18 protein-coding genes and 1 pseudogene are annotated in these 18,631 nt (G+C 61.4%); 8 read left to right on the top strand and 11 right to left on the bottom strand.

Features of this window, described 5'->3' with window-relative positions; genetic code table 11:
* Window positions 1–37 precede the first annotated feature (37 nt).
* Window positions 38–373 carry a hypothetical protein gene (locus tag ACB034_RS20050; protein WP_371173583.1) on the bottom strand — a complete coding sequence of 112 codons (336 nt, stop codon included), beginning with the start codon at window positions 371–373 and terminating at the stop codon, window positions 38–40.
* Between the two features lie 113 nt (window positions 374–486).
* The gene (locus ACB034_RS20045; protein WP_371173582.1) at window positions 487–831 is read right to left on the bottom strand and encodes a DUF2956 domain-containing protein; all 345 of its coding nucleotides are present in this window, start codon (window positions 829–831) and stop codon (window positions 487–489) included.
* A gap of 267 nt (window positions 832–1,098) precedes the next feature.
* Between ACB034_RS20045 and ushA the strand changes: the two genes are divergently transcribed.
* Entirely contained in the window at window positions 1,099–2,823 is a 1,725-nt protein-coding gene (gene ushA / locus ACB034_RS20040) for a bifunctional UDP-sugar hydrolase/5'-nucleotidase UshA (RefSeq protein ID WP_371173581.1), read from the top strand.
* 181 nt (window positions 2,824–3,004) lie between these two features.
* Here ushA and ACB034_RS20035 read toward each other — a convergent pair whose 3' ends face one another.
* On the bottom strand, window positions 3,005–3,862 hold the full coding sequence (locus ACB034_RS20035; RefSeq protein ID WP_223380023.1) for a Tim44 domain-containing protein: 858 nt from the start codon (window positions 3,860–3,862) through the stop codon (window positions 3,005–3,007).
* 364 nt (window positions 3,863–4,226) lie between these two features.
* Here ACB034_RS20035 and dnaB point away from each other — a divergent pair, with 364 nt between their 5' ends.
* From dnaB to ACB034_RS20020, 3 genes are all read left to right on the top strand, one after another.
* On the top strand, window positions 4,227–5,621 hold the full coding sequence (gene dnaB / locus ACB034_RS20030; RefSeq protein ID WP_123245446.1) for a replicative DNA helicase: 1,395 nt from the start codon (window positions 4,227–4,229) through the stop codon (window positions 5,619–5,621).
* A gap of 210 nt (window positions 5,622–5,831) precedes the next feature.
* Window positions 5,832–6,905 (top strand): alanine racemase, encoded by a 1,074-nt coding sequence (gene alr, locus ACB034_RS20025; protein WP_371173580.1) that lies wholly within the window; start codon window positions 5,832–5,834, stop codon window positions 6,903–6,905.
* Window positions 6,905–7,324, top strand: coding sequence for a secondary thiamine-phosphate synthase enzyme YjbQ (locus ACB034_RS20020; protein WP_061475656.1), 420 nt, complete (start codon window positions 6,905–6,907; stop codon window positions 7,322–7,324). Before alr ends, ACB034_RS20020 begins: the two co-directional genes overlap by 1 nt.
* 87 nt (window positions 7,325–7,411) lie before the next feature.
* On the opposite strand, the gene pepE is transcribed toward ACB034_RS20020, so the two are convergent.
* From pepE to ACB034_RS19995, 5 genes are all read right to left on the bottom strand, one after another.
* A complete protein-coding gene (pepE, locus tag ACB034_RS20015) occupies window positions 7,412–8,137 on the bottom strand; it encodes a dipeptidase PepE (protein ID WP_371173579.1) in 726 nt (241 codons plus the stop codon).
* Window positions 8,138–8,301: 164 nt separating this feature from the next.
* On the bottom strand, window positions 8,302–9,669 hold the full coding sequence (locus ACB034_RS20010; protein WP_371173578.1) for an endonuclease/exonuclease/phosphatase family protein: 1,368 nt from the start codon (window positions 9,667–9,669) through the stop codon (window positions 8,302–8,304).
* A gap of 214 nt (window positions 9,670–9,883) precedes the next feature.
* Window positions 9,884–10,678 (bottom strand): heme ABC transporter ATP-binding protein, encoded by a 795-nt coding sequence (locus ACB034_RS20005; protein ID WP_371173577.1) that lies wholly within the window; start codon window positions 10,676–10,678, stop codon window positions 9,884–9,886.
* Between the two features lie 11 nt (window positions 10,679–10,689).
* Window positions 10,690–11,721: a FecCD family ABC transporter permease gene (locus ACB034_RS20000; RefSeq protein ID WP_371173576.1), complete on the bottom strand. Its 1,032-nt coding sequence runs from the start codon at window positions 11,719–11,721 to the stop codon at window positions 10,690–10,692.
* On the bottom strand, window positions 11,718–12,569 hold the full coding sequence (locus tag ACB034_RS19995; RefSeq protein WP_371173575.1) for a hemin ABC transporter substrate-binding protein: 852 nt from the start codon (window positions 12,567–12,569) through the stop codon (window positions 11,718–11,720). Before ACB034_RS19995 ends, ACB034_RS20000 begins: the two co-directional genes overlap by 4 nt.
* A gap of 171 nt (window positions 12,570–12,740) precedes the next feature.
* On the opposite strand from ACB034_RS19995, the gene hutX reads away from it, so the two are divergent.
* Window positions 12,741–13,253 carry a heme utilization cystosolic carrier protein HutX gene (gene hutX / locus ACB034_RS19990; RefSeq protein ID WP_371173574.1) on the top strand — a complete coding sequence of 171 codons (513 nt, stop codon included), beginning with the start codon at window positions 12,741–12,743 and terminating at the stop codon, window positions 13,251–13,253.
* Window positions 13,250–13,807 (top strand): heme utilization protein HutZ, encoded by a 558-nt coding sequence (gene hutZ, locus ACB034_RS19985; protein WP_026457789.1) that lies wholly within the window; start codon window positions 13,250–13,252, stop codon window positions 13,805–13,807. Before hutX ends, hutZ begins: the two co-directional genes overlap by 4 nt.
* A 78-nt stretch (window positions 13,808–13,885) precedes the next feature.
* Here the strand turns inward: hutZ and ACB034_RS19980 are convergent, their stop codons facing one another.
* Genes ACB034_RS19980 through ACB034_RS19970 form a run of 3 tightly spaced genes read right to left on the bottom strand, consistent with a single transcriptional unit; the run spans window position 13,886 to window position 15,850 of the window.
* Window positions 13,886–14,269 carry a hypothetical protein gene (locus ACB034_RS19980; protein WP_026457790.1) on the bottom strand — a complete coding sequence of 128 codons (384 nt, stop codon included), beginning with the start codon at window positions 14,267–14,269 and terminating at the stop codon, window positions 13,886–13,888.
* 36 nt (window positions 14,270–14,305) lie between these two features.
* A complete protein-coding gene (locus ACB034_RS19975; RefSeq protein WP_371173573.1) occupies window positions 14,306–14,860 on the bottom strand; it encodes a cysteine hydrolase family protein in 555 nt (184 codons plus the stop codon).
* Between the two features lie 24 nt (window positions 14,861–14,884).
* Complete coding sequence (locus ACB034_RS19970; protein WP_371173572.1) at window positions 14,885–15,850, bottom strand: ChaN family lipoprotein; 966 nt, start codon at window positions 15,848–15,850, stop codon at window positions 14,885–14,887.
* 189 nt (window positions 15,851–16,039) lie between these two features.
* On the opposite strand from ACB034_RS19970, the gene ACB034_RS19965 reads away from it, so the two are divergent.
* Together ACB034_RS19965 and ACB034_RS19960 are read left to right on the top strand one after the other, a co-directional pair.
* A complete protein-coding gene (locus tag ACB034_RS19965) occupies window positions 16,040–18,145 on the top strand; it encodes a TonB-dependent hemoglobin/transferrin/lactoferrin family receptor (protein ID WP_371173571.1) in 2,106 nt (701 codons plus the stop codon).
* 425 nt (window positions 18,146–18,570) lie between these two features.
* Window positions 18,571–18,631, top strand: a pseudogene (locus ACB034_RS19960) (type VI secretion system tube protein Hcp); the annotation flags it as partial.

Below are 18,631 nucleotides of genomic sequence, written 5' to 3'. Positions count from 1 at the left end.
AGAGCGCCCCTTGGGTCATGTCGCCACAGCCGCTTTGTCAGTAGACCATGGCCAGGCTCATCAGCATCAGGCCCAGAGCGGCGAAGGCGCCTTCCTTGATGGCGAGCCGGGGCACCAGCGCCTTGGGCAGGGCCGGGAACAGGCTGAGCGCGAATCCCAGGCCTGGCATCAACCAGTGGAAGGCTGGATTGCGCAGGGCCGGATCGGCCGCGCCATTGATCACGATGAGCAGGATGAACAGGGTGAAGGCGGGCAGAATAAACCAGCGCACATTGCCGCTGGCCACCGCCCGCAGTGGCGAGATGCGATAGAGCAGCATGGTGACGAGAAACAGCACGAAGGGGGCGAGCAGGTAGAACGGAGCCGGGTTCATAGCAGATGTCCTGAAAACGAGTGGCGGGATTTAATCAGCTCGGGGCGGCGATGACCAGCCATATGGGCCAGGGCTGTGAAGAAGATCCCAGGCAAAGGTTTGCAGCGCCGGGGTCAGCGCAGCCAGAGCCAGGCTGCGGCGAAGCCCAGCCAGCTCAATACCAGCAGTGCCCAGGGCAGGGGATGCTGGCGGGTCACTTCCACCAGTTCGAGCGACTCGTCCTGTTCATCGAGCTGGTTTTCACTCTGCTGTTGTCTGGCTTTGGCCTGCTGCTTCTTCTGGCGATTGGCTTCGCGGGCTCGCGCCTTCATCTGCTTCTTGTATTCATCTATGCCCTTCTGGATCCCCTGGGCGATCAGCTGGGTCTGCTCCTTGGTCTGCCCCGGCTTCTGGTTGGCGCGGGCAATCTTCATCGCGTCCTGCTGGGTTTCTGGGGAAATCTTGTCGTATTTGGCCATCTACTCTCTCCTCGGACTCCGATGGGGTGGGAGAGTATGCCACAAAGGTGTGGCAAGAAGCGGCTTGCCATCCCCCGGTGCCGAATTTTGCGCGACCACTCATAAAAAGAGACGAAAAAACGGTGGAAATCCGGATGTTGAGCCAAGGATCACAATTAACGCATTTTGTGAGTCATTGATGAAAAATCGTCATCTGTTGTTTGTTATATTGGCGCCCGACCCGCCGGATCGGGTCATAAATAACAACATAATCAAGGTGATATGGATATGAATAAGAACTTCATCAGGGGCACCGTGGCGCTGGCCGTGCTGGCTGCCCTGACTGGCTGTAATTCCTCTGGCAATGACACCGTTGCCCCCTGCACTGAAAATGTCTGCAAGCTGACTGTTTTGCACACCAACGACACCCATGGCCGTTTCTGGCACAACACCGAGAACGAATATGGCATGGCGGCCCAGAAGACCCTGGTCGAGCGGCTGCGCGCCGAAGCCAGGGCCGCCGGCAGCGAAGTGCTGGTGCTCTCCGGTGGTGACGTCAACACAGGGGTGCCCGAGTCGGATCTGCAGGATGCCGAGCCCGATTTCGTCGCGATGAACAGCATTCGCTACGACGCCATGGCGGTGGGCAACCACGAGTTCGACAACCCCCTCAATGTGCTGGAGAAGCAGCGTGAGTGGGCCCGGTTCCCCATGCTGTCGGCCAACATCTATGACAAGGCCAGCGGCAAGCACTACTTCGACCCCTACAAGGTATTCAGGCTGGATAACGGCCTCAAGGTCGCGGTGCTCGGTCTGACCACGGAAGACACCGCCCAGCTGGTCGACCCCAACAACGTCAAGACCCTGGAGTTCCGCGATCCCACCACCGAAGCGGCCCAACTGGGCAAGCAGATCCGTGACAAAAATGAGGCCAACCTGGTCTTTGCCATCACCCACATGGGCCACTATGCCGATGGCCAGCATGGCAGCAATGCCCCGGGGGATGTGGAGATGGCCCGCGCCCTGCCAGCAGGCACCCTGGATGCCATCATTGGTGGCCACTCCCAGAACCCGGTCTGCATGGAGCCGGGGACGGCGAACAAGTATGCCGACTTCAAACCGGGTGATGACTGCCTGCCCGATCAGCAGAACGGTACCTGGATCATGCAGGCCCACGAGTGGGGCAAGTATGTGGGTCGTGCCCAGTTTGACTACCAGAATGGCAAGCTGACCCTCACCAGCTATGAGCTGATCCCGGTCAACCTCGTCAAGCGCAATGCCAAGGGTGATCCCATCGACGCGGCCGGTGCCGCCACCAAGGATCCGGCCAAGATGCAGTTCGTTCAGGACGAGATCACCAAGGATCCCGAACTCTACAACACCCTGCTTGGCTATCAGGAGAAGGGTCAGCAGGAGCTGAGCGTGGTGATCGGTTCCAGCGATGGCCTGCTGGTCGGCGATCGCGCCAGCGTGCGCAACATGCAGACCAATCTGGGGCGCCTGATCACGACCGCCACCTCCAGCAAGCTGGCAACCGACTTCGGTATCGTCAACTCCGGCGGCGTGCGGGACAGCATCCCGGCCGGCGATATCACCTATCGCAGCGTGCTGCTGGTGCACCCGTTCGGCAACACGGTCAACAAGGCCGTCATGAATGGCAGTGAGCTGGCCAGCTACCTGGGACAGGTTGCCACCAAGACCCGCAATACCGGCGGTTATGCCCAGTTTGGCGGCATCAACATGGCGGTGGATTGCCAGGCCAAGAGCGTGAACATCACCAGCATTGGTGGCAAGGCGTTCGATCCGGCGGCGACCTACAGCTTCGCCATCCCGAGCTTCAGCGCCGCCGGTGGCGATGGCTATCCCAAGATCGACACCATCAATGCCGGGCTGGTGGACGCGGCCGTGCTGAAGGAGTACATCGAGATCAAGAAGACCATCAATGTGGCTGACTATCAGCCTGCCGGTGAGGTGAGTTACCTGAACTCCACCTCTACTGACGGTTGCAACTGATCGACGTTAATCCCGAGGCAGAGTCATCGCCGTTACGCACAAAGGGCAGCCAGTGGCTGCCCTTTGTTATGGTTGAGTCTGCGCCTTTCGTGTCAGGCCGCGCCCCGGGGACAGAGAGCAATAAAAAAGGCGACCCCAGGGTCGCCTCTTGATGCCGGTTTGCGCTGAAGCCAATGACTGCTTACAGCTGCTCGATACCGACGATATGCCAGGGGGCATTGTTTTTGGCCAGATCGCGCTCCAGGTGCCACACCTCCTTGATGTCTTCCTCGACCTGCTCCTGGCGATCCATGTAGCGACCGCTAAAGCGTACGCTCACCTGGGCCCAGTCGCTGCCGTAGTCGGCACGCACCAGCTGGGTATCCACATACATCACCTCGGTGTGCTGCTCACCGGTCAGCTCGGCACGCTCGGCCTTGAGCTGCTCGAACAGCTCCGGGCTCACGTACTCGCGGATCTTCTCCAGATCGTTCTTGTTCCAGGCCTCTTGCAGGGTGCGGTAGTGGTCGCGGGCACCGGCCAGGAAGCCGTTCATGTCAAAGCCGGGCGGCAGGCGGAACGGCACATCGCTGTCGGCAAAGCCGGTGGCTTGCGGCGCGCTGTGGCTCTGCTCGAACTGCTGCGGGGCAGCCTGCGGAGCCTGATATCCAGCGTAGGCCGCCTGTTGCTGCTGTGGCGCCGCCATTTTGCCTTTGCGCAGGGCGCGGAAAAGGAACACAGCACCCAGGGCCAGCAGGGCGATCAGCAGGAAGTCCATGCCCTGCATGCCTTCAAAGGCCCCGCTGCCCAGCAGGTAGGCAAACAGACCGCCGGCCAGCAGGCCGCCCAGCAGACCCCCCATCATGCCGCTCTTCTTCGGCGGAGTCTGGGCGTTCAGTGTCGGATTCTTGTTGTCGACCGGTTTGGCCGCAGGCTGGGCCGGCGCAGTTTTGTAACTTTTACCAAAGGATTTGCTGCCGCCAAACTTCTTGGCCTCGGCATGAGGTGCCCCCAGGCCAATGGCCAGGATCACGGCAAACAGGGTCAGCATCTTTTTCATTTTGACTCTTTTCACTCTCGTCTGTGGGTGGGGCATGCTCCGCGTTGGCTAGCTCAGCAAGACGCATGGCAGGCTGCCTGTCCCTAAATGTGTCGCAGCTTGTATTCATCAATATCACCTTTGGCATGAATTATTCATGAACGAGTTGCCTGGCATCAGGCGTCAAGAATGGGAGCATGCAGCATGAAAAGCAGACGATTGAGTCGCAAGGAACGCAAACTGCGAAGCAAAACCAGAAGCAGCAAGGGGGAGCAGACCCTGGTCTGGCCCTTCATGATGGTGTGAATAAGCCAGAATAGGGCTCGCCGTGCCTGGCTTTCTTTTGTAAAATTCCCGTCCCCTTCCCGCTGCGGTTTTTATGTGTATGGCAGAGCAAGTGACGGCGAAAAAAGACGCCAAGACACAACAGCTGAAAGTACCTCCCCACTCTTTTGAGGCCGAACAGTCCGTACTGGGCGGCCTGATGCTGGACAACGAGGCCTGGGATCGGGTCGCCGAACGGGTGATCGACAAGGATTTCTACAGCCGCCCGCACCGTCTGATCTTCCAGGCCATGACCCGCCTCTCCAATGCGGGCAACCCCATCGACCTCATCACCTTGCAGGAGGAGCTGGAACGCTCCGAGCAGCTTGAAGAGGCCGGTGGCTTCGCCTATCTGGTGGAGATCGCCAAGAACACCCCGAGTGCCGCCAACATCAACGCCTATGCTGAAATCGTGCGTGAGCGCGCGGTGGTGCGGGAGATGATCTCGGTCGCCAACGAGATAGTCGAAGCGGGCTACGAGCCCCAGGGGCGCACCTCCAACGACCTGCTGGATCTCGCCGAGAGCAAGGTGTTCCAGATTGCCGAGCAGCGCACCAGCGCCAACGAAGGGCCCCAGCCCCTCAAGCTCATCCTCGAACAGACCGTCGACAAGATTGAAGAGCTGTTCAAGACCCCGCACAACGGGGTGACCGGTGTCTCCAGCGGTTACAACGATCTGGACAAGATGACTGCCGGCCTGCAGCGCTCGGACCTGGTCATCGTCGCGGCTCGTCCCTCCATGGGCAAGACCACCTTTGCCATGAACCTGTGCGAGCACGCGGCCCTCACCGCCGACAAGCCGGTGCTTATCTTCTCCCTCGAGATGCCCTCCGAGCAGATCATCATGCGTATGCTCGCCTCGGTGGGGCGCATCGACCAGACCAAGGTGCGGACCGGTCAGCTCGACGACGAGGACTGGGCCCGTCTCTCCTCGACCATGGGGCTGCTGCTCGAGAAGGGCAAGATGTACATCGACGACTCCTCCGGCCTCACCCCGACCGAAGTGCGCTCGCGCGCCCGCCGGGTGGCGCGGGACAACGGCGGCATCAGCATGATCATGGTGGACTACCTGCAGCTGATGCGGGTACCCAGCCTCTCCGATAACCGTACCCTGGAGATCGGTGAAATCTCCCGCTCCCTCAAGGCGCTGGCGAAAGAGCTGCAGTGCCCTGTGGTGGCGCTCTCCCAGCTGAACCGAAGCCTGGAACAGCGCGCCGACAAGCGCCCGGTCAACTCGGATCTGCGGGAATCGGGCTCCATCGAGCAGGATGCGGACTTGATCATGTTCATCTACCGCGACGAGGTGTACCACGACGACAGCCCCGACAAGGGGATCGCCGAGATCATCATCGGCAAGCAGCGTAACGGCCCCATCGGTCGTGTGCGCCTCACCTTCCAGGGCCAGTTCTCGCGCTTTGACAACTACGCGGGTCCGGCGTTTGATGATGACTACTGATGAACAATCCGCAGGGTGACACTATCTCGGGAGTCACCATTGCGATCCTGACGGGGAGGGTGTTCGCAAGAAGGCCACCCCCGCCTCCAGAAACAGTTTTCCCGGTTCGACAATTCTGCCGGTCCGGCCTTAGACGATGACATTTGAGGGCTGACACCACCCGGTGCCTGACGCGTTGGCGCGTTATCATGCCCTCGTAAGGGAAAACAGATGAAAGCGGCTATCGCCCAAATCAATACAGCGGCCCTGCGCCACAACCTCGCCGTGGTCAAACGCCATGCTCCCCAATGCAAGATCATTGCGGTGGTCAAGGCCAACGCCTATGGCCACGGTCTGCTGCCGGTCGCCCGCACCCTGGTGGATGCGGACGCCTACGCGGTGGCCCGCATCGAAGAGGCGCTGATGCTGCGCTCCTGCGCCGTGGTCAAGCCCATCGTGCTGCTGGAGGGCTTCTTCAGCGCCGCCGACCTGCCGGTGCTGGCGGCCAACAACCTGCAGACCGCGGTGCACACCTGGGAACAGCTCGAGGCGCTGGAGCAAGCCGAGCTGCCCGCCCCCGTGGTAGCCTGGCTCAAGCTCGATACCGGCATGCACCGGCTCGGGGTACGGGCCGAGGAGATGCCCGCCTTTATCGAGCGCCTCGGCAAGTGCAAGAATGTGGTGCAACCGTTCAACATCATGACCCACTTCAGCCGCTCCGATGAGCTGGAACAACCCACCACCCGTGAGCAGATCGATCTGTTCAGCAAGCTGACTGCGCCGCTTTTGGGCGAGCGCGCCATGGCCAACTCGGCGGGCATCCTGGCCTGGCCTGACTCCCACTGCGACTGGGTGCGTCCAGGGGTGATCCTCTACGGCGTCTCGCCGTTCCCCGATACGGTGGCGGCGGATTACGACCTGAAACCCGTGATGACCTTGCGCACTCAACTTATCGCAGTGCGCGATCACAAGGCGGGTGAGCCGGTGGGGTATGGCGCCAATTGGGTGGCGGATCGCGATACCCGGCTCGGGGTGATTGCCATCGGCTATGGTGACGGCTATCCACGCATGGCCCCCAACGGCACACCCGTTCTGGTCAATGGTCGTATAGTGCCCCTGGTGGGCCGGGTCTCCATGGACATGAGCACGGTGGATCTGGGCCCGGACGCCACCGACAAGGCGGGGGACGAGGCTGTGCTGTGGGGTGAGGGGCTGCCGGTGGAGCGGGTGGCCGAAGAGATCGGCACCATCCCTTACGAGCTCATCACCAAGCTCACCTCCCGCGTCTTTATGGAGTACGTCTGATGTGGCAGCAGCGCCTGCTGACCCTGAAGCCCCGCTCCCGGGGTTTTCATCTGGTGACCGACGAGCTGGTGGCCAGGCTGCCGGAGCTTGCCGATTACCGAGTTGGCATGGCGCACCTGCTGTTGCAGCACACCTCGGCGTCACTCACCCTCAACGAGAATTGCGATCCGAGCGTACGCGCCGATATGGAGGCGCACTTGCACCGGCTGGCGCCGGAAGATGCCCCCTACTATCGCCACACCTGTGAGGGACCGGACGACATGCCGGCCCACATCAAATCCTCCCTGCTCGGGGTGAGCCTGCTGCTGCCGGTGCGTGACGGCCGGCTGGCCCTCGGCACCTGGCAGGGGATCTGGCTCGGCGAGCATCGCATTGACGGCGGCGCCCGCAAGATCCTGGTGACCCTGCAGGGGGAGTAAGCGGCTGTCGGTGGTGTTGGGCAGAATGAAAAAGAGGGATGGCCTTGAGCCATCCCTCTCTGTTTTTGTGACTGGCAGTGTGGGCTTCTAGCGCACCCTGAACGGGGTCAGCTCGGCCAGCGGGGTTGCATCCATAAAGGCTTGCGGTTCCTGACCGTGCTTGAAGATCTTGAAGTCCTGATCGCGAGCACTCCAGTACTCCAGGGTGTCACCGCTCACCTGTAGCAGGCTCGCTTCGCGCAGGGCCACCACGTATTCGCTCGGGTTGATGGTGCAGAACTCGGCGAGGCGCTCATCGCGGGTCTCTCCCATGTGGCCGCTGATGCTGGCGTCCAGGTAGTGGGGGTTGATCTGCAGCGGAAACAGACCCAGCGCCGGCAACACGGCGGCGTTGCACACCGGCATGTCGTTGGTGGTGCGGATGCTCGGGGTGGCCACGTTGCAGCCGGCGCTCCAGCCCACATAGGGGACGCCACGCTCGCGCACGGCGCGCTGGATTGGCACGACCAGCCCCTGCTCGTGCAGTTGCTGGTTCAAACGCCAGGTGTTGCCACCGCTGATGAAGATGGCCTCGGCCTGGTTGATGGCGGCCACCGGATCGTCGAAGTGATGGATGCTGATGGCCTCGACTCCCAGGCTGTCACCGAGATCCCGGGCGCGTTCATCCCAGTCGCTGCGGATCACCGCATAGGGAATGAGCAGGATACGCTTGACCTGCTTGCGGGCGAGCAGGCTCTGCACCCGCTCGCGGGCCCAGCCGAGCAGGCCCGGAAATTCGTTGGCTTTACCGTTGCTAAGAAGAAGCAGTTCCATGAAACAAGTCCTCGATGAATGAAGGCACGGGAGGATCGCCCGCCACGGCAGGGGCGACAGGAGGGTTTATTCTAGCCCGATTGGTGGCGTGGTTTTGTGATCTTCCCGACTTTGGCCGGAGAAACGATGAGGGGGCCACAGCCCCCTCTTGCGATGCGTCAGGATCAGTCGAGCTTGAGATCGACCCACACCAGGCGGTGATCCGAACTCACCCCTTTCGCGATGCCAAGCTTGGCGTCGTAAACCAGGTGGTAACCTGCCTCGAAGCTTGCCGGCCAGAACACACCGCTGCTGGCGACCTCCAGGTTGGCGGAGGGGATGACGTGATCCAGCTGCAACCCGCTACTGCTGGTGATGCGCTCCGGCGAGGGGCGATTGTTGTTGCGCTTGCAATCGGTGCCGCTGGCCAGGCACTCCGGGCCCCCTTCGCTGACCGGGATCAGTGAGCCATTGGTGACAGCTTGGTTCATCCGCGCATTGTCCAGCAGCGCCTTGATGGCGCTCAGATCGCCGTCGCCGGTAAGCGGATCGGCGTTGAGATCCCCGGCGATGACGAACTTGGCATCTTTGGCCAGCCCACCCTTGGTGCCCTTGTCATCCGTCATGTAGTCGAGGCCGTTGACGTAGTCATTCCAGAAGGCGATTTCGGCCCGGTTGTGCTTGACGTTGTGGCGCGCCGCATTGCCGAAAATGGGCGGTGTCGGGTGGGAGATGAGGAAGTGAACCACCTCTTCCCCCTGCGGCGTCTTGATCCGCACCGGCACATCGGCGTGGTTCTTGGACGAGAGCGGGAACTGCTGCCAGGCCGCGTCGTCATACCAGGCATCGCCACACTGGCGGCTGGCCGGGATCGGGGCCTTGGGGTTACTGCAGTCATCGATGACGGGGTTGGTTTCACCGGGCATGTCCTTCCACTTGAAGGTCTGGAAGGTGCGGATCTGTTTGGTGTCGACCGGATATTTCGACATGACTGCGAAGGCGTACTGGCCGTGGTAGTTGCCAAAGCCCCAGGCATCGTCCGGCCCCGTGTTGACCTTGCCATCCTGATTGAGGTCAAAGCCGCTCATCAGACCGGTATTGGTGGCAAAACTCTGGCGTACCGGATAGCTGATAGCGGTGACGTCGGAATGCTGGGCGTGAGCCAGGTAGTTGTCGTTAAAGGCATTGAGGGCGGCCGTGTTCTCGCCTTTGCCGTCGTTGTCGAACTCGTTGAGCAGGAAGACGTCGGGGCGAGTGCGCTGGACTATCTCGGCGATATTGCGGATCTGCTGCACGTTCTTGGCGGTGGTCTTCTCTGCCTCGCTCAGGCTGGAGTCACCCTCCTGGTAGCGGGCCAGCAGGGCATCCTGAGCCGTGCGGGTCAGGGACAGTTCGCCGGCCAGCATGCCGGGGGCTGTGCGGTCGAACGAGAGATTGAAAGTGGCAAAACGGACCATGGGATCGGGGGCCTTGGAGTCGTTGTCGCTGTTGCAGCCGGCGAGCAGCCCGAGGGCGATGGCCGCGGCCAGCAGGGTTCTGTGTTTGTTCTTCATTATAATTGTTCCGTAGCATCAATGGGTTAAGCATTTTCAATGCCGCGCCATTATAGTGCTCGCTTGAGAACTGAAACCCCTTGTCTGGCAAAAGTGTGAAAGCATTCACAGCGTTTGTTGAACCTTGATGGATATCTCGCTGCCGATAAGCACAGCGACGAATCCCGACGCAATCCGGGACCCAATAGAGGGAAGTTGGTTTGGTGGCCAGCCTTCAAAGCACCATGGGCAGACCGCTGTCGGGGTGGTGGAGCACCTGGGCCGGATAGTCGTAGAGGCGGGCAATCAGCGCCGGGGTCAGCACCTCGGCCGGTGTCCCGTCCGCCATCAGTTTTCCCTGTTCCAGCATCACCAGCCGATCGGCGTAGCGGGCCGCCAGATTGAGATCGTGCAGCACCACCAGCACGGCGGTGTTGCGGCTCGCCAGGGCGCGGGCCATGGTCAGCAACTGGTGCTGGTATTTCAGATCGAGGGCCGAGGTGGGCTCATCCAGCAGCAGCAGGCGCGGCTGCTGCACCTCGTCAGGGGCTTGCCAGATCTGGGCCAGCACCCGGGCAAACTGCACCCGCTGCCGCTCGCCGCCAGAGAGGCCGGGATAGAGCCGCTTGGCCAGGTGTTCTACCCCGGCGTGGGTCATGGCGGCCAGCACTATCTCGTCGCGCCGTTTGGCCAGTTCGCTGTGGGGCAGTCGCCCCATGGCCACCACCTCCTCACACAGAAACGGAAAGTTGAGCGACGAGCTCTGCGGCAAGACGCCGACTCTGTGGGCCAGCTGGTTGCTGTCCCAAAGCCTGCGATCCTGGCCAAACAGGGTGATGCTGCCTTCGTGCTCCAGTTCACCGGTCAGGCACTTGAGCAGGGTGCTCTTGCCCGCCCCGTTGGGGCCGAGCAGGGCGGTCAGGGTACCGCTCTCGAGGGTCAGATCCAGCCTGTCGAGGATCCGGCGCTGGCCGCGGTGCAGGCCAAGCTGCTGACAGGTCAGGAGGGGGGAGGGGGCAAGGTGATCCATAGCAATCCGTCTTAGAGGGCGCGACGGCCCTTGATCAGCAACCAGATGAAGAAGGGGGCACCCAGGAGGGCCGTGATGATGCCCACCGGCAATTCGGCCGGGGCCAGCAGGGTGCGGGCCAGCATGTCGGCGCCAAGCAGAAGGGCGGCCCCCAGCAGGGCCGAGAGTGGCAGCAGCCTGACGTGATTGGGTCCCGCCATCAGCCGCACCAGATGGGGCACAACCAGACCGACGAAGCCGATCATGCCGGAAACGGCCACCGCCACGCCGACGCCGGCGGCAGTGAGCAAGATGAGGCGGCGCTTGAGCGCCTGCACATCCACCCCCAGGTGGCGCGCTTCCCCCTCGCCAAGCAGCAGGGCGTTGAGCGGATTGGCATCGCGCAGGAAGAGCCAGATCAGGGTCGCAAGGGTCAGCAGTGCCAGCGCCACATCCGCCGGTTTGCCCGCTGCCAAAGTGCCCATCTGCCACAGGCTCAAATCCCTCAGCATCTGATCGTCGGCCAGATAGGTGAGCAGGCCGATCACGGCGCCGGAGAGCGCCGTGATGGCGACCCCGGCCAGCAGCATGACAGTGACCGAGGTGCCCCCCTCCCGGGTGCCGAGCAGATAGACCAGGGTCGTGGTCAGCGCTCCACCGAGAAAGGCGAGCAGGGGCAGCAGGCCGATCCCCAGAGTGGCCTGCCACTGCTGGTTGAGGGGAGTCAGGAGCACGATGGCAAGCGCAGCCCCAAGCGCCGCACCGCCCGAGACACCTATGATGCCAGGGTCGGCCAGCGGATTGCGAAACAGCCCCTGCATCACGGCGCCGCAGAGCCCGAGTATGCCTCCCACCGCGATGCAGAGCAGGGTACGGGGCAGACGGATCTCCTGCACGATCAGCAGCTTGTGCGCTGCAATCCCGCTCTCCTGACCGGCAAACAGCGCCTTGATGCTCTCGCTCATGGTGAGGGTCATGGGGCCGGTTGCCAGAGAACCGAGCAGCAGCAGGGCCAGCAGGGCCGTGGTGATGGCCAGCAACCAGGGGAGGGGCAGGCGCATCATGATCCCTGCTTGATCCACTGGGCGATCTGGTTCGCCTGCTGCAGTGAGTTGAGGCTCAGTCCCCCTTGCAGGGCGTGACCGTCGATGGCGTGAATGGCCTTGCGCTTGCCGGCCGGAGTGGCCGCCAGGGCGGGCACTTCTGCCAGCACGCTGGCCGGATCGGCATACTGCTGCCAGTCGCGGCCGCTCACCAGCACCAGGTCGGGTTGCATCTCGATCAGGGATTCGGCAGAGACGGGTTTGTAGTTGCGCAGGCTGGCGACCGGATTGATGCCGCCCGCCAGTTCGATGAGGGCGCTGGCGGTGGTATCTCCACCCGCAATGCTGGTGGGTTGTCCCTTGTGCAGCAGCAGGAAGGCGACCTTGAGCGGCTTGTTCTGTTTGGCCTGAGCCGCCAGCTTGTCGGTCTGGGCCCGGATCTCGGCCTTGAGTCTGGTGCCGGCCTGCTTATCTCCCAGCAGAGCGGCCAGGGTATCGATGCGCTCGGTGAGGTTGGCCAGGGTGGGGGCCGTCTTCAACACATCCACCTTGACGCCGGCGCGGCGCAGTTGATCCAGCGTGGGCGCCGGGCCCATCTCGTCACTGCCGACCACCCGGGTCGGGGCGAGGCTCAGGATCCCTTCGGCTGCGAGGGCGCGGTGGTAGCCTACCTTGGGTAATCCTTTGGGCAGCGGACTGCTGACATCGGTGGCGATCAGGCTGGGTTCACCGCCCAGCGCGAGGATGAGTTCCGTGGTGGCCGGACCTATGCTGACGATACGTTCTGCTGGATTCGCCGATACCGCCAGGGGGGCAAGGAGGGCTGAGCAGCCCAACAGGGTGAGTGCGAGGGCAAGACGACGGCCCATGCTAACCTCCGAAAAGGATCAATGAAACGGGTGTGTCGCCGAGAATATCAAGGCCGCAATAAAATTGCACTGATAATGATAGCAATTATCAATTGCATTGGTTTTGGTGCTTTATTAGAGTAACCGCCATGATGAATCGCGGGGCGAACGGGCCTCGCAGAGGGAGAGAACATGAGCATTGCACAACGCATTCATGCGCTGCTGGAACAGGATCCCGGCGCTCATCCGTCAACCTTGGCGGCCCAGCTGGTCGTCAGCGAATGGGAGGTGGTGCGCCATCTGCCAGCCGAGCTGGTGACCCTGTTGCCACCGGAGCGTGCCCAGGGGCTGCTGGAGGATCTGGCCGACTGGGGGCCGGTGACCACCATAGTCGAGTCGGAAGGCTCCATCTTCGAGGTCAAGGCGCCTTTCCCGAAGGGCAAGGATGCGCGCGGCTATTACAACCTGATGGGACGTGATGGCGAGCTGCACGGCCACCTCAAGCTCGACAGGGTGATGGGGATTGCGCTGGTCAGCAAGCTGTTCATGGGCAAGGAGGGACACTCGTTCCAGTTCTTCGCCGAGAGTGGCCGCTGCATCTTCAAGATCTACCTGGGGCGTGACGAGAAACGCCAGTTGCTGGCAGATCAGGTGACCCGTTTTATGGCCCTGCGCCACCCGTCTCAAGAGGAAGTCAAAGCATGAGTGAGCGTCAGGAACGTCTGCAAAACCGCCTGCAACCGGAGATCCGCGAGTTTCGCGACCACTGCCGCACCCTGCAGCTGGCCACGGTCGACAGCGAAGGCAATCCCAATGCCAGCTATGCCCCCTTCGTGCTGCAGGAAGATGGTTACTATGTGCTGATCTCCGAGATCGCCCGTCACGCCCGCAACCTGCAGCAGGTGCCCAGAGTGTCGCTGATGTTGATCGAGGATGAAACCGGTGCCCGCGAGCTGTTTGCCCGCAAGCGCCTCACCTTCGATGCGGTGGCCGAAGTGGTGGCTCGCGACGATGTGCGCTGGCAGAAGGCGGTCGGCGCGCTGGAAGGGCGCTTTGGCGAGATTGTCCGCGGTCTCTCCAATCTCAAGGATTTCGTGCTGTTTCGCCTCAAGCCCGAGCAGGGGTTGTTCGTCAAGGGCTTCGGCCAGGCGTTTCGCGTCTCCGGCGACGAGCTGGTGGATTTCGTCCATCTGGTGGAAGGGCACAAGCGCATCGACAATGGCGCCGAGCTGACCAGCCCGGCCGATGCACCTCTCTGAGTGCCAGTCATACCATGACAAAACGGGCAGCCACTGGCTGCCCGTTTTCATTGATATCTTGCACCGGTGCGCAGCGCCTCAATCCTGCCAGGTACCCCTGTTCGGGAAGGCGCCACGGTCGGCCTCGGTCGCTGTCTCGTTGCACTCCCCCCGCAGTCGCCAGGAGTTCTGGCTCAGCACTATGTAACCGTCGCGGCAATATTGCTTGCGGGCCAGGGTCTCGGTCAGCAGATCCTGTTGCAGCTCCTCCCGCTGCTCCAGCAGTCGCTGGTGCTGGGCGGCCGACAGCCCGCGCGGCAGGGTGTCGTTGGGCGCGGCTTCGAAGGTGAAGCGCTTGCTTCCCTCTTCGCTGATATGGGTCAGGAACAGGGGCTCAGGCCCGTCATAACCCTGCCCGGGCAAGCCGGAGCAGGCACTGAGCAGGGGAAACAGCAGCAACAGGGTGACAGGCAACAGGCGCACGACAGACTCCGGTGAAAACTAAACGAGGCTCGCAGATTAACATGGCTGCACAGCGGGTGTTACTGCCAGCAGCTCATCCGTGCTGAGCAGGGTGACACCGTGCCCCTGCGGCAGGCTGAGGTGGCGCCACATCCAGTTGTGATGCTCGATGATCTGCGCCGCACCCAGGTGGGGACGATCGGCCGTGGTATGGCCATCGCTCAGCACCAGCACCTCGAAGCCGTGGGAAGCCGCGCTGCGCACCGTGGTATCGACGCAGAAATCGGTGGCACATCCGCAGAGAATGAGTCTGTCGACCGGTTGTTCGGCCAGCAGGAAGGCGAGCTCGGTATCGAGGAAGCTGTCACAGCCCTCCTTGCGTACCCGGCTGTCCCCCTTGGCCGGTTGCAGCGCCGGATGCAGTTGCCAGCCCGGCGTGCCCGGTACCAGCTCACTACCGGGCGGGCCATCGTGCTGGACGTAGATGACCCGGCCATGGTGCTGCCTTATATAGGCCGCGGTACGGTTGATATTGGCCAGTACCTGCTCCTGGCGGTAACGGGGCTCGGTGAATAACCCCTGCTGCACGTCGATGATCAGTAACACGTCCATATATGCTCGCCGTCTCCTTGATGATTAGGGTTGCAGCCACTGGCTGCAGTCACGGCTGCGAGATTGATGCAGCGCCTCCATATCTTGCTTCATCTCGGCACTGCTTTGCCAGCGTGCCGGCAGCGGCATGACGGTGACCGTCACATCGGCAGGGCGCCCGGCGGCGGGCGTGTCACCGGTTTGCGGCACTATCAGGGCCACCTTGAGCGCCGGATTGCGACTGGCGATGCGGCTGGCGAGCCCCAGGCCCCCTTCCACATGGAAGTTGCCGGCGATATGCATGATCTGCCGGCCCGGGTGGCTGGCGAGGTAATCCACCATGCTCTCGGCCATGGTGTCGTCCCAGCTGGTCTGGGCGGCGAAACGGCGGGCGTTGCTGTCGGCATCGCCGTGGTGCATGGAGGCCATAAACTTCTGGCGATAGGCATCACTCCCCAACGTCAGCTCGCGAGCCAGCTGGCTGCGCCGGTTGGCGGGAAGCTTGTCCAGCCACTCGGGCCCCTCCTGGCCGACACAGCTCACCAGAGGTTTGGGGGCATTGGCGGCGATCACTGGCAGCCGATGGGTTTTGGCAAATTCCACCAGGGGGCGGTAGTCGCTTGGGTAGTTGAGCCAGGCATGGCCTTCGCGGATCAGCGCCGCTTCGCCGATGCGCCCTGCCAGATAGGCATCCAGGGTAGCCTGATCGGCCCGGCTGAACTGCTCCATGGAGAGGATTAGCTGCCGCCTTGTCTGTGCGGCGCTGTCATTCAATCCGGCCAGCAGGCGGGATTGCAGCAGATGGATGGCGGGGTGCGTGTGCAATTCGCCCACCAGTATGATGTCGGCATCGGCCACACGGGCGATGGCCTGCTCCAGAGTGAGGGGATCCTGCCGATCGCTGCTCAGTTGGTAGTCATAGAGGGTCTGCAACGATGCAGGTGGTACGGGTTGAGTGGCACAGGCCGCCAGCAACAGGGGCAGGGCGAGCAGAGGGAGTCGTTTCATCATGGATCTCACGGCAAATGGTTCGGGATGCGCAGGCATCGCGGATGAAAAACAGGATTAAAGGGTAACAGCCGCCGACAGTGTAAGAGCAAGAAGTTTGCTTTCAAATGATAATGATTCTTTTTATTGATCTTTGTTTGGTGGTGAGTAATATGCGCCTTGATTGATAACTATTCTCAACAAGGATTCGCTGTGACCCATCATAACTCACTCTCTCTGGTTGCCATGGCTGTGGCAGCAGGGCTTTCCACCCCACTCTTTGCCGCCAGCCACCAGGCGGATGAGGTCGTGGTCGTCAGCGGCTCACGGATGGAGCAAAAACTGGAAGATGTTTCCGGTCCCATCTCGGTGATCACCGCCAAGCAGATTGAAGAACAGGTAGTAACCGATGCCGCCGATCTGTTCCGCTACGAGCCGGGCGTGACCGTGCTGGGCGGTCAGGGGGATGCCCAGACTTTCATCATTCGTGGCATGGGGGAGAACCGGGTCAAGGTGGTGCGTGACGGCGTGCGCCTGAACGATGCCTACAGCAAGGGGGGCGTGGGTCAGAGCTATTTCGACACCGACATGATCAAGCAGGTGGAAGTGGCCAAGGGGCCGGCTTCTGCGGCATATGGTTCAGATGCGCTGGGGGGCGTCATCGCCATCACCACCAAGGATGCCGGCGACTTTCTTAAAGGCAGGGACAGCTATCTGGACGTGACCAGCGGCTATGCCTCTGGCAGCCACCAGAAGATGGCGGGCTTTACCGGCGCCCTGCGTACCGGCGAGGTGGAGAACCTGCTGCGCTATACCTGGCGAGATGGTGGCGTGACCCAGAATTATGACTCCAGCAAGAGCGATTTCGATATCGGTACCCACGCCCTGCTGCTCAAGAGCAAGTGGAACCTCTCCGATGAGCAGTTCCTCAAGCTGACCGTCGATTACCTGACCGATGGCGAGGAGCCGGATGCCATCAAACTCAACAAGGTGGGCACAGGCACTGCCCGCGTCTTCGAGCAGTCCATCACTGACAAGCAGACCGACAACCTCTCCCTGGTGCTGGATCACGGCATCGCGCTCAACCTCGGCTGGGCCGATCGGATGGACAGCAAGGTCTACTACTCCCGCACCAAGCAGACCCTGGATCAATATGCCTCTTCCAAGTACCCGGTCAGCCCGGGCAACCCCTATGTGACCAAGAACTCGCTGGACAACAACGAGTTTGAGCAAACTAGCGCAGGAGCCCAGCTGCAGTTCCACAAGGCGATTGGCAATCACCGCCTGGCCTGGGGGGCCGAGTACGAACATACGGACAACGAGCGATCCCGTTACAAGGGGCCCACCACCCCGGGGGATTTTGTCGGCTACAACGAGCTGAGTTTCCCCTCAACTACCAGCGAGCGTGGCTCACTGTGGGCTTTTGACGAGATCAAGTTTGGCGAGCGCTGGGTGCTGACGCCGGGGGCCCGCTACGACTATTACCGCATGAACCCGGACAATGATCCCGCCTACACCGGAGACAAGCTGCACAAGTTCTCCGAAGGGGAGTTGTCGCCCAAGCTGGGCCTGGTATTCAAGGCCCATGAGGCGGCCAACCTGTTCGCCCAGTACAGCCATGGTTTCAAGGCTCCCATGTATGACACCGCCTTCTCCACCCTCAATCACCAGGCCTACGGCTATCGTATCGAGCCGAATCCGAACCTCAATCCGGAGAGCAGCGACGGCATCGATCTCGGCGTGCGCGGCAGCAGTCACGGTCTGAGCTACGAAGTCTCCGGCTTCTACAACAAGTTTGATGATTTCATCGAGATGGTGCAGGTGGGCACGGAAGGCAGAACTTCCGTCTATCAGTATCAGAACCTGAGCAAGGCCACCACCAAGGGGGTTGAAGCCAAGGCGGATTACTGGCTGAACGACATTGTCAACGTCTGGGGCAACCTGGCCTATATCGAAGGCAAGGATGGGGATGGCAACTACATCAACAGCCTGAGCCCGCTTAATGGCAGCGTGGGGGTGCGTCTCGAACAGGCTAAGTGGAACTTCAACACGGCGCTGCGTTTTGCCGACGACATGGGCAAGGTTCGCAAGGACAGCAAGGGTAACGAATACGTCAAGAGCGCAGGCTGGGGCGTAGTGGACATGTATGCCCAGTTCAATCCGATGGCCGATCTGCAGCTCAACGTTGGAGTCTTCAACCTGTTTGACAAGGAGTACACCAGCTATGAACGCATCGCCGGCCGTGCCGAAGGGTCGGACAACAGCGCCATGACCGAGCCGGGCCGCAACCTGAGCGCACGGATCAAGTACGTCTTCTAAATAACAAGCAGCACACGCAGTCAGGAGGGGAGCAGGGATCCCCGCACACATCCCCGCCCGATCAGGCGGGGATTTTTTTATCTCTGCTTCAGTGACAAGGATTGACGCGAGGTCACGGAAAAGTGGCTGGCACCTTGGTCGCACAGAGGGAATGTTGGTAGAGGGGGGTTATCGAGACCATCTCGGCAGTCATAAATGCTGATATGCGCAACATCTTGCTTTCATGATGATATTTATCACTGTCATTGCAGTATTTGGTAGCTCGCTTAGCAAGTTTGCGCGAGAACTTGCGTAAGTCGTGGTGATTGGGGTAGAGGTTTGTTTTTATCTATATGATATTTATATAGTTTTTTGTTTGGCATGGACGCTGCTAATAGATTCGCTCGAGTGCTATCTCATTTCACTAATCTATCAGGAGCATATCCATGCCAACTCCATGTTATATCAGCATCGAAGGTAAAACCCAGGGCAACATCACCGCGGGTG

Source organism: Aeromonas sp. S18(2024) (assembly GCF_041402525.1).
Classification (GTDB): Bacteria; Pseudomonadota; Gammaproteobacteria; order Enterobacterales; family Aeromonadaceae; genus Aeromonas; species Aeromonas enteropelogenes.
This window is presented reverse-complemented; position numbering and strand designations above follow the sequence as displayed.

Coding starts and splice junctions, on each gene's coding strand:
- ACB034_RS20050 (WP_371173583.1), bottom strand. CDS start 373: ATGAACCCGGCTCCGTTCTACCTGCTCGCCCCCTTCGTGCTGTTTCTC.
- ACB034_RS20045 (WP_371173582.1), bottom strand. CDS start 831: ATGGCCAAATACGACAAGATTTCCCCAGAAACCCAGCAGGACGCGATG.
- ushA (WP_371173581.1), top strand. CDS start 1,099: ATGAATAAGAACTTCATCAGGGGCACCGTGGCGCTGGCCGTGCTGGCT.
- ACB034_RS20035 (WP_223380023.1), bottom strand. CDS start 3,862: ATGAAAAAGATGCTGACCCTGTTTGCCGTGATCCTGGCCATTGGCCTG.
- dnaB (WP_123245446.1), top strand. CDS start 4,227: ATGGCAGAGCAAGTGACGGCGAAAAAAGACGCCAAGACACAACAGCTG.
- alr (WP_371173580.1), top strand. CDS start 5,832: ATGAAAGCGGCTATCGCCCAAATCAATACAGCGGCCCTGCGCCACAAC.
- ACB034_RS20020 (WP_061475656.1), top strand. CDS start 6,905: ATGTGGCAGCAGCGCCTGCTGACCCTGAAGCCCCGCTCCCGGGGTTTT.
- pepE (WP_371173579.1), bottom strand. CDS start 8,137: ATGGAACTGCTTCTTCTTAGCAACGGTAAAGCCAACGAATTTCCGGGC.
- ACB034_RS20010 (WP_371173578.1), bottom strand. CDS start 9,669: ATGAAGAACAAACACAGAACCCTGCTGGCCGCGGCCATCGCCCTCGGG.
- ACB034_RS20005 (WP_371173577.1), bottom strand. CDS start 10,678: ATGGATCACCTTGCCCCCTCCCCCCTCCTGACCTGTCAGCAGCTTGGC.
- ACB034_RS20000 (WP_371173576.1), bottom strand. CDS start 11,721: ATGATGCGCCTGCCCCTCCCCTGGTTGCTGGCCATCACCACGGCCCTG.
- ACB034_RS19995 (WP_371173575.1), bottom strand. CDS start 12,569: ATGGGCCGTCGTCTTGCCCTCGCACTCACCCTGTTGGGCTGCTCAGCC.
- hutX (WP_371173574.1), top strand. CDS start 12,741: ATGAGCATTGCACAACGCATTCATGCGCTGCTGGAACAGGATCCCGGC.
- hutZ (WP_026457789.1), top strand. CDS start 13,250: ATGAGTGAGCGTCAGGAACGTCTGCAAAACCGCCTGCAACCGGAGATC.
- ACB034_RS19975 (WP_371173573.1), bottom strand. CDS start 14,860: ATGGACGTGTTACTGATCATCGACGTGCAGCAGGGGTTATTCACCGAG.
- ACB034_RS19970 (WP_371173572.1), bottom strand. CDS start 15,850: ATGATGAAACGACTCCCTCTGCTCGCCCTGCCCCTGTTGCTGGCGGCC.